At 61.5% G+C, this 8,506-nt stretch carries 9 protein-coding genes; 4 read left to right on the top strand and 5 right to left on the bottom strand.

Going from position 1 to position 8,506, the window contains the following annotated elements; translation table 11 throughout:
* Together ACF8O8_RS05840 and ACF8O8_RS05835 are read right to left on the bottom strand one after the other, a co-directional pair.
* The coding region (locus ACF8O8_RS05840; RefSeq protein ID WP_392509370.1) for a toxin VasX at positions 1 to 362 on the bottom strand (362 nt) is incomplete at its 3' end.
* A gap of 332 nt (positions 363 to 694) precedes the next feature.
* Entirely contained in the window at positions 695 to 979 is a 285-nt protein-coding gene (locus tag ACF8O8_RS05835) for a hypothetical protein (protein WP_049588094.1), read from the bottom strand.
* 165 nt (positions 980 to 1,144) lie between these two features.
* Here ACF8O8_RS05835 and ACF8O8_RS05830 point away from each other — a divergent pair, with 165 nt between their 5' ends.
* On the top strand, positions 1,145 to 1,573 hold the full coding sequence (locus ACF8O8_RS05830; RefSeq protein ID WP_003247665.1) for a DUF2231 domain-containing protein: 429 nt from the start codon (positions 1,145 to 1,147) through the stop codon (positions 1,571 to 1,573).
* On the top strand, positions 1,570 to 2,862 hold the full coding sequence (locus tag ACF8O8_RS05825; protein WP_010954458.1) for a sorbosone dehydrogenase family protein: 1,293 nt from the start codon (positions 1,570 to 1,572) through the stop codon (positions 2,860 to 2,862). The genes ACF8O8_RS05830 and ACF8O8_RS05825 overlap by 4 nt, the downstream gene beginning before the upstream one ends.
* A gap of 84 nt (positions 2,863 to 2,946) precedes the next feature.
* On the opposite strand, the gene ACF8O8_RS05820 is transcribed toward ACF8O8_RS05825, so the two are convergent.
* Positions 2,947 to 5,085, bottom strand: a complete 2,139-nt coding sequence (locus tag ACF8O8_RS05820) for a TonB-dependent receptor (protein WP_392509369.1) — start codon at positions 5,083 to 5,085, stop codon at positions 2,947 to 2,949.
* Positions 5,086 to 5,301: 216 nt separating this feature from the next.
* Between ACF8O8_RS05820 and ACF8O8_RS05815 the strand changes: the two genes are divergently transcribed.
* Positions 5,302 to 5,883, top strand: coding sequence for a hypothetical protein (locus tag ACF8O8_RS05815; protein WP_010954456.1), 582 nt, complete (start codon positions 5,302 to 5,304; stop codon positions 5,881 to 5,883).
* 147 nt (positions 5,884 to 6,030) lie between these two features.
* On the opposite strand, the gene ACF8O8_RS05810 is transcribed toward ACF8O8_RS05815, so the two are convergent.
* Positions 6,031 to 6,795, bottom strand: coding sequence for a hypothetical protein (locus ACF8O8_RS05810; protein WP_392509368.1), 765 nt, complete (start codon positions 6,793 to 6,795; stop codon positions 6,031 to 6,033).
* Between the two features lie 176 nt (positions 6,796 to 6,971).
* On the opposite strand from ACF8O8_RS05810, the gene ACF8O8_RS05805 reads away from it, so the two are divergent.
* Positions 6,972 to 7,490 carry a DMT family transporter gene (locus ACF8O8_RS05805; protein ID WP_020192124.1) on the top strand — a complete coding sequence of 173 codons (519 nt, stop codon included), beginning with the start codon at positions 6,972 to 6,974 and terminating at the stop codon, positions 7,488 to 7,490.
* On the opposite strand, the gene ACF8O8_RS05800 is transcribed toward ACF8O8_RS05805, so the two are convergent.
* Positions 7,491 to 8,399: a LysR family transcriptional regulator gene (locus ACF8O8_RS05800; protein ID WP_049588102.1), complete on the bottom strand. Its 909-nt coding sequence runs from the start codon at positions 8,397 to 8,399 to the stop codon at positions 7,491 to 7,493.
* Positions 8,400 to 8,506: the final 107 nt, after the last annotated feature.

Genomic DNA, 8,506 nt, shown 5'->3' with positions numbered 1-8,506 from the left:
TCGGCCCACACCCAGCCGGTGCTCTGGCCGGACAGGTAGCGCTCACGGCGGTGGTAGTCCTCCAGCCCTTGATAGCGCAGCTCCTTGTAGAGGCCCGCGCCGACGTACTCGTGAATGACCAGCTTTTCGCCCTGAGGGCCTTTCATGAACACGTAGACATAGCCCGGGCGCAAAGCGCGGAGGGTGTAGGCCGAGTGCTGCAGCGTGGGGAAGCCTTGTTCCAGGTTGAAGCCTGCATCGGCATAGCGGCAGGCGGGGGCGTCGCCGGTGCGGGGCATGATGGCGTAGCGCAATGGCAGGATGGGCACGCGTGCGCTGCAGGCAGGGCCGGAGGTGGCGCTACTGACGGAGGCATTGGTCATGCGAGCTCCTTGCTCAGAGAGACAGTCTTTTCCAACCAGAGACGCACTGCGGCAACTTTCAGTACTGACAAGACTGAAATGCCGGTATTCATACTGTGCTGGATTTCAGGCCCGACTCTATGCTGTAAGAAGTTTCCTACTTACTTGCTAAGATGCGCGGGCGATCAAGTGTCTGGAATTCAAGTGAAAGACAATGCCTCGATCGCTGCTTTTGGGTCGAGGCTGAAAGTGTAAGATTTTATTTGAATGCATATGTATTGTGTTTGCGCAATATCGTGTGAAAAGTTGCAGTATTTTTGTAGGAAGTTTCCTACTTTGAGATTGTTATATGTTCAGTTTTTGCACTTGGCCATCACTACCTGGCAAGTCCTGGGCGTGCCTCCCGAGCGGCTGGCATAACGCACGCAGTTATTCAGGGATTTCTGTCGCGCAATGCTCAATGTATTGCCCCAGGCCAGGCCGCCTTCCCCGGTAGTGGGGACGGCCTTGGCAAAGCAGTTGGAGCCCACTGCAGGCGTGGCGTAGCGTGCCTTGCTGGCGTTGCTGGAGCAGCCGGCGAGAGCCAGGCTGAGGCTGAGCAGGGTGGCCAGGGCCCAGTACGCGTTTGGTCTGCTCATGTATTCCCCTTCTGCGCTTGGCAGCAAATGCCTTGCAGGATATTTCATTACAGCGAAACGGTGAACTATCGGGGCGTCAAGGGGCTCCTTTGCTAAGCGCACCCTGCGCTTACCTGATGGCGCAAGACCATCAGCCCCTGGGTCACTGAATGAAAAGGAGGCACCGTGACCGCACCTGATCAAACCCTCTACCGCTGTACGCCCAGCCCGCTGCATGCCCTGCTGCTGGCGGGCAGTGTGCCGTTGTTCCTTGGCGCGCTGCTGAGCGATATCGCCTACTACAACAGCTATCAGATTCAGTGGAGCAACTTCGCCGCCTGGCTCATCGCCGGGGCCCTGGTCTTCTGTGGGCTGGCACTGTTGTTCGCGCTGGCCAACCTGATCCGCGCCGAGCGCAAGGGCGGACGCGCTACGCTGTACTTCGTGCTGCTGCTGGTGACTTGGGGGCTTGGGCTGATCAATGCCTTTGAGCATGCCAAGGACGCCTGGGCGGTGATGCCTTCTGGGTTGGTGTTGTCGGTAATCGTGACAGTGCTCGCAGTGGTGGCCGCCTGGACCGGTTTGAGCAACCTGCGTTCAGGAGGTGTGGCATGAAGCCTTTGCATGCATTTAGCCTGTTGGGTGTGGCGCTATTGCTGAGTGCCTGTGGTGGCGACGGCGAGCCGACCCAGGCCCATGGCCCGGACCCGAAACTGCCGGAGCCTCAGCGCGGCTTGCTGCCGAGCATGAAGATTGCGCAACCGGCTGCCTGGGGCGAACTGAAACCGACCGTGCCGGAGGGCTTCAGTGTCACCGCCATTGCCACCGGCCTGAAAATCCCGCGCCAGAGCCTGGTGCTGCCCAATGGCGACATTCTGGTGGCTGAGGGCCGGGGAGGCAGCGCGGCCAAGCTCAAGCCCAAGGATGTGATCGCTAGCCAGATCAAGGCCAAGGGCAATACCCAGGTCAAGGGTGGCAACCGCCTGACCTTGCTGCGCGATGCTGACGGCGATGGCAACTACGAGGTACAGGCCGTGTTTGCGGATAACCTCAACGCACCGTACGGCCTGGCCTATGCCAACGGCAAGCTGTATGTAGCCAACCAGGATGCGCTGGTGCGCTTTGACTACAAGGAAGGCCAGACCCAGGCCGACGGCCCGCCAACCAAGGTCACCGACCTGCCGGCTGAAATCAACCACCATTGGACCAAGGCCCTGACCATCAGCCCGGATGGTCGCTTCTTGTATGTGGGTATCGGCTCGAACAGCAACATCACCGAGCGCGGCCTGGAGGTGGAGATCGATCGGGCCATGGTCTGGCAGGTTGATGCCGAGACCGGCGCACACCGGCCCTATGCCACCGGCTTGCGTAACCCGACGGCATTGACCATCCAGCCGCAGACCGGGCAGTTGTGGACGGTGGTCAACGAGCGGGATGAGCTGGGCCCCGACCTGGTGCCAGACTACCTCACTTCGGTACGTGAAGGCGGCTTCTATGGTTGGCCTTACAGCTACTGGGGGCAGCATGTGGATGAGCGGGTGCGGCCGCAGAACCCGGACAAGGTGGCGGCGGCGATCAAACCGGATTACAGCCTGGGTTCGCATGTGGCTGCACTGGGTGTGGACTTCTCGACCTCGGCAATGGGCGAGCGCTTTGCAGACGGTGTGTTCGTGGGCGAGCACGGCAGCTGGAACCGGCCCAACCCGGTGGGGTACAAGGTGATTTTCGTGCCGTTCAGCAATGGCAAGCCTGCAGGGGAGCCGATCGACTTCGCCACGGGCTTTCGCGGTGAGGATGGCAAGACCCGTGGGCGACCGGTTGGGGTGACGGTGGACCCGCGGGGGGCGTTGATCATTGCCGATGACCTGGCGAATACAGTGTGGCGGGTGACGCGGAATCGCTGAATGCTATCGGGTCAATTCGGCAAATCTTGCTGGCGATGGGCCGCAGAGCGGCCCAATTGCTGACTGACAGGCATTGCGCGTGGGTCAGAAGCGGTAGTTGAAGCTGGCTTCCAGTGTGCGCGGCGCCCCTGGGGTGATCAGGTCGACCGAGCCATGTGCCGAGGCATAGTAGTCACGGTCGAACACGTTCTTCAGGCGCAGCGCGGCATCCCACTGCGGCACGCTGTACAGCAGCGCGGCGTCGAAGGTGGTATAGCCTGGCATCACCACCACATTGTCGAGCGCTGTGTAGCGTTCGTCGACGTAGTTGGCTCCGGCGGCCACACGCCACTCTGGTGTCAGGCTACGTACCAACCAGACATTGGCGCTGTTGCGCGGCGTCAGGGTAGGGGTCTGGCCTTCGTTCGCCACGCCATTGGTCTTGCTGTTGGACTTGGTGATTTCGGCGTCCAGGTAAGCGTAACCGGCATAGATCTGCCACTTGTCGGTGAGATGCCCGCTGACGGTGGCTTCAAAGCCATCGGTACGCTGTTCGCCAGCCAATACGGTCAGGTTGGGGTTGGCCGGGTCGGCAGTCTTCATGTTGGTGCGCTCAAGGCGGAACACTGCGGCGGTCAGTGACAGGCGGCTGTCGAGCAGGTCCCATTTGGCGCCGATTTCATAGTTGGTGGTTTCTTCCGGCTCCAGGTGCTGGTTGCTCGGGCTCACCGCGAACACTTCGCCCGAAGGCTGATAGCTGCGGCTGACCGACACGTAGTAGGACTGGATGGCGTCTGGCTGGTAGACCAGACCCGCACGCGGGCTCCAGGTCTTGTCGGTACGATCCAGGTCGATGTTTTGCACGCGGTCGTCGTCGTACTCCTGGCCAAAGATGTCATAACGCACACCGACCAGTGCCTTCCAGTGCGCGTTCAGCTCGATCATGTCCTGCACGTACAGACCGGTGGTCTGCTGGAAGTTGGTGCCCTTGGACGACAGGTTGGCGGCATGTTCCGGTACCGGTACCGGCACCAAGGCATCACGGTACACCGGTACCTGGGCCACGTTGGTCTGGCTCAGCACGCGCTGGTACTTGTCCTGAAAGCCTGCTTCCACGCCGTACAACAGGTTGTGCTGCATGCCGGCCAGTTGCGCTTGTTGCTTGAGCTCCGTCTGGTTGAACACACCGTACTCATCGCGGGCGACATTGCCGCGGTTGAGCTTGATCAGCAGTTCACCGTCGGGCGCGGTGACGAAGCGCGTCGGGCTGCTGTCGGCCAAGGTGTTGTTGCGGTCCAGGTCGTAGCGGTAGTAACGGCTGGTGTTGGTCAGGGTGAAGTTGTCGTTGATGCGGTAGTCCAGGCTGGCTGTAAGCGAGAACACCTCGCTGCGGGCGTAATCCTGGTCAGCATCGCCAGAGCCAAAGCGCTTGTCGCGGTCCACGTCCACCGGGCGGTTGCCCAGGGCCGGGATGCCGAAGTCGATCAGGCGCTTGTCGTACAGGTAGGTGGCGCCCAGGTTCAGTTCCAGATCGTCCGAGAGACGGAAGTAGGCCGACGGTGCGATGGCCTTGCGGTCGATGTAGCCATCATCGCGGAAGGTGTCGCTGTCTTCGAAGGCACCGGTCACGCGGTAGGCCTGGTTGCTTTGCGGGTCGGCCCAGCCGGTGTCGAACTGGGTTCGGCGTTTGCCTTCGCTGTCGACGTTCATGCCGACTTCGCGCTTGGGCGTGAAGCTTGGTTTTTTGCTGATGCTGTTGATCAGCCCGCCCGAGGAGCCACGGCCATACAGCACCGCGGCCGGGCCCTTGATCACCTCGACACGCTCGATGTTGGACAGATCGCGAAAGTACAGGGCGTCGTCACGCACGCCGTCTATGTACATGTCGCCAATGGCGCTGAAGCCACGGATGGTCACCTGATCGCGTTGGCCGTCGCCGTTGGACAGGCCGATGCCGGGCACGTTCTTCAGCACGTCTTCCATGGACTGTGCGCCTTGGTCCTTGATCACGCTTTCGGGAACGACGTTGACGGTTTGCGGGATATCGCGCAGCGGCGCGTCGATCTTCATGGCGCTGCGGCTTTCACTGGCCTTGTAGCTTTGCTGCTCATAGACGCTGGTGACGGCGGTGGCGGGCAGGGCGAGGCTACTTTGCGTATCGGTTTGGGCGGCAGCGTGGACAGCAGGCACAACGAGCAGGCCCAGCATGGAAATGGATGCTGGGGCAACAGACCTTTTTGCCATTACAGGCGACTCTTTGTTGTTATCGGGAGTCACGAATAGTAACGATTTGCAAATGTAAAGCAAGTGTGAAGAATTCGCATTAGCTATAACAGTGATTTCGGCGACGAAATGCGTCGCCAGCCGAGAGGGCCGGCAAGGCGGCCGGTAATGGCTATGCTTGTCAGCGCGTGAGCCTTTCACGCGCCTATTCGGACTTGATCACAGGGAAGCACGCCTATGAACCCCATTCGTACTCTCGCTCGTGCTGTAACCCTTGCCACGCTGGCCTCTGCTGCCAGCTTCACGGTACAGGCTGCCGGTATCCCCATCGGGAGCGAGGCGCTGGAAAGCCATGTCACCACACAGGTAACGGCTATCGACCTGGCCACCCGACAAGTCACGGTGAAAGGCCCTGACGAGAAGAAGGATGTGACGTTCCAACTGACCGAAAAGGCCAAAGCGCTGCCCAACCTTAAAGTCGGTGACCAAGTCGACATCTACGTGACACGCGCCGTGGCCTATGTGCTCAATCCGGAAGTGGGGGGGGCGCCGAAAGCGACTGAAGAGTCCGGTACCATCCGTGCAACCGAGCAAAATCCCAACCCGGGCGGCGAGGCGTTCCGCCAGGTCAAGGTTACCTCTCAGATCAAGAAGATCGACCTCAAGACGCATGAGGTGAGCTTGTTGCCACCGGAGGGCAAGCTGCAGGTGGTCAAGGTCGAGAACCCAGACCTGCAGAAACGCATGAAGAACCTCAAGGTTGGCCAGACGGTTGACGCGATCTACACCGAAGTGCTGCGCGTCGAAACCTCGCGCTGATCTCGGCCGTTGCCGACCTCGGTTACTCGCCTACGATCGGCCGTTTGCGGTCCGGGCAGGCTGGTGCCGGGGAGCGGGCCTCAGTAGCCGGCGGCTTCGATCAAGGGCTGGGGCTCTGCACGTTAGGGGTAGTCGACTTGTGGTGTGTCACTGCCGCAGGCTTCGGGTAGCCCGGGTCTGGATGCGCTGTGAGGCCTTGCAGGCCGGGGGATGGCGCTGAAACAGCTGAAGTACCCAGTCGGGGCGGGTCTTGCTGGCATCGTTGAGCCAATTGGCGACTGAGTCCTGGGCGTATTTCTCAGCTTCGGCCAGCAGCGGTACCAGCAACGGCTCGGCCACTTCTGGTTGTTGCTTGAGCGTGGCAATGTGCTCGCACCAAACGCCACGCGGGCGCAGGATCTCGATGCAGAACCGACGTACCAGCGGGTCGGCATCACCGGTATGGCGGCCGAGTAGCGCCAGGGCGGCTTCAAGGTGCTGGGCCATGCGCGGGCGCAGGGCGATCCAGGCCCATTCACGTACGCCGAAGTGCTCATCGCGGGCGAAGCGAAACTGCGCCAGCAGGGCATCTTCCGCTGGCTGCGAGCGTGACAGGTACGCTTGGGCGAACGCCGCCCAGCTGCGCACGGTATCGGACGGGTGCGTGCAGCATTGCTCGAACACCTGCTGGCGCAAGGACTCGGCGGCCTGCTCCAGCCACTTGCCCAGCGCCAGGCCAATGGCCGCCACTTTTTTTGACAGGCCCAGTGCCTGGGCCTGGGCCGCACTGGCAGCGAGGTGCTCTACCAATGCTGCTGGCAGTTGGCCTGTCAAGGCGTTGACCAAGGCGGCTTGATCCACCGCCAGGCATTCGGCCAGGTTGCGGGTTGGCAGGTGGCCACGGTCGATCAGGGACTTTCGTTCGTCGCTCATGGCTAAGGCTCCATGGCAGTGGCACGGTGCAGTCGATTGTCGGCCATGCGCACGCCGGCCGGAAGGAATGTTTCAGTATGCAGGGTACGAATAGTTTAAGTGCAGGATTTTGATTTCTATCAGTACTGGGGCATGCAGCATCATGGTTGCCATCGATACCTTGGATGAGGACTGCCATGTTCAGTAAATCAATGCTTCTGCTGGCGCTTCCTGTGGCCATGGCGTTGCTTGCCGGTGCGGTGTTGCCGTTTCAGGCCGCAGGTAATGCTGCGGCAGGTCGGGCACTTGGGCACTGGCTGTGGGGGGCTTTCACATCGTTGACGGTGAGCATGCTGGTGGTGATCGCTGCCCTGCTGATTATCCGGGTACCGGCGCCAGACATGGGCAAGGCCCTGCAGGGGCCTTGGTGGTTGTGGATTGGTGGCGTGCTCGGGGCAATGTATGTAGCCGGTGCCGCCGCACTCACCCCTAAACTTGGCGCAGCAGGGTTCCTGGTACTGGTGGTGGCGGGGCAGATCATCACGGCAGTGCTTGCCGACCACTACGGGGTGATGGGGCTGGGTGGCAAGCCGCTCAGCCTGGCCAGGGTGGCCGGCGTGGTGCTGATCCTGTGCGGAGTGCTGCTGGTACAGGGCACTTGGGCAACGGCGTCACCGGCCCACCCCACGGCAGCTGTGAAGGCGCAAGAAAACTGATCAGCGCCCTGGTTGACTGCAGGCCCATACGGTTTCGCGCAACCAGCGGTGCCCGGGGTCACTGTCCTTGCGGTTGTGCCAGGCTTGCTGATAGTCGAACGAGGGGATGGCCAGTGGCGGTGTGAACTGGCGCAGTGTCTTGTGTTGGCGCAACGACCCCACAGCGCGGCTGGCCACTGTCAGGATCAGGTCGGTGCCGGCCAGCACTTCGACTGCCGCACTCCAGTGTGGCAAGGCCAGGGCAATACGGCGCTGCAAGCCCCGGGCGGCCAGTGCACGCTCGATTTCATCGAAAGCATCCGGGCGCATGGCCATCAATACATGTGGGCGTGCCAGCCAGTCTTCCAGGGCCATATCGCCACTGGCAGGCAGGACCTGGCGATCGGCAACGCTGATGAAGCGATCGGCAAACAGGGGCTGGGCGGTGATGTCCTGAGGCAGTTCGGGGAACAGGCCCAGGGCCAGATCCAGTTCGCCATCGAGCAATTGCGCCAACATGGTTTCACGGCTGGCCTGGCTGATGGCCAGGTCCACCCCGGGCGCGACTTGGCGCAGGTGGCGCAACAGGTGCGGCAGGATGATGCGCGAAGCGTAGTCGGACAGCGACAGCCGGAACCGGCGCTGGGCCTTGGCTGGTTCGAACAGCGGGGTGGCCAGCAGGCTTTCAAGATTGCTCAGTGCATCCTGTAGCGGTTGTGCCAGCGATTGGGCGCGGGCGGTAAGGGCCATGCCGCCACCTTGGCGTACCAGCAAAGGGTCGTCGAAGTGTTTGCGCAACTGCGCCAAGGCGTGGCTGACCGCCGGTTGACTGCGGTGCAGGCGCAAGGCTGCACGGGTCACGTGCCTTTCGCTGAGCAAGGCGTGCAGGGCGAGCAGCAGGTTGAGGTCGATCTTGCGCAGTTCATCCATCGGGTGAATGGCCTTGGTCATTTCTGGCGACTTGAATCAGCTTAACAAATGCTTTGTGTACTCCTACAACGATTGTGTCGGCTGCTGGGCGTATACTCCCCGTCCGT

The sequence above is a fragment of the Pseudomonas sp. TYF_14 genome, assembly GCF_043105275.1.
Lineage (GTDB): Bacteria > Pseudomonadota > Gammaproteobacteria > Pseudomonadales > Pseudomonadaceae > Aquipseudomonas > Aquipseudomonas alloputida.
Note: the sequence above shows the minus strand (reverse complement) of the source record. Positions and strands in the feature narration are given on the sequence as shown.

Bases quoted from the DNA above. Each gene is read 5' to 3' on its own strand.
- ACF8O8_RS05835 (WP_049588094.1), bottom strand. From the start codon at position 979: ATGAGCAGACCAAACGCGTACTGGGCCCTGGCCACCCTGCTCAGCCTC.
- ACF8O8_RS05825 (WP_010954458.1), top strand. From the start codon at position 1,570: ATGAAGCCTTTGCATGCATTTAGCCTGTTGGGTGTGGCGCTATTGCTG.
- ACF8O8_RS05820 (WP_392509369.1), bottom strand. From the start codon at position 5,085: ATGGCAAAAAGGTCTGTTGCCCCAGCATCCATTTCCATGCTGGGCCTG.
- ACF8O8_RS05815 (WP_010954456.1), top strand. From the start codon at position 5,302: ATGAACCCCATTCGTACTCTCGCTCGTGCTGTAACCCTTGCCACGCTG.
- ACF8O8_RS05810 (WP_392509368.1), bottom strand. From the start codon at position 6,795: ATGAGCGACGAACGAAAGTCCCTGATCGACCGTGGCCACCTGCCAACC.
- ACF8O8_RS05805 (WP_020192124.1), top strand. From the start codon at position 6,972: ATGTTCAGTAAATCAATGCTTCTGCTGGCGCTTCCTGTGGCCATGGCG.
- ACF8O8_RS05800 (WP_049588102.1), bottom strand. From the start codon at position 8,399: ATGGATGAACTGCGCAAGATCGACCTCAACCTGCTGCTCGCCCTGCAC.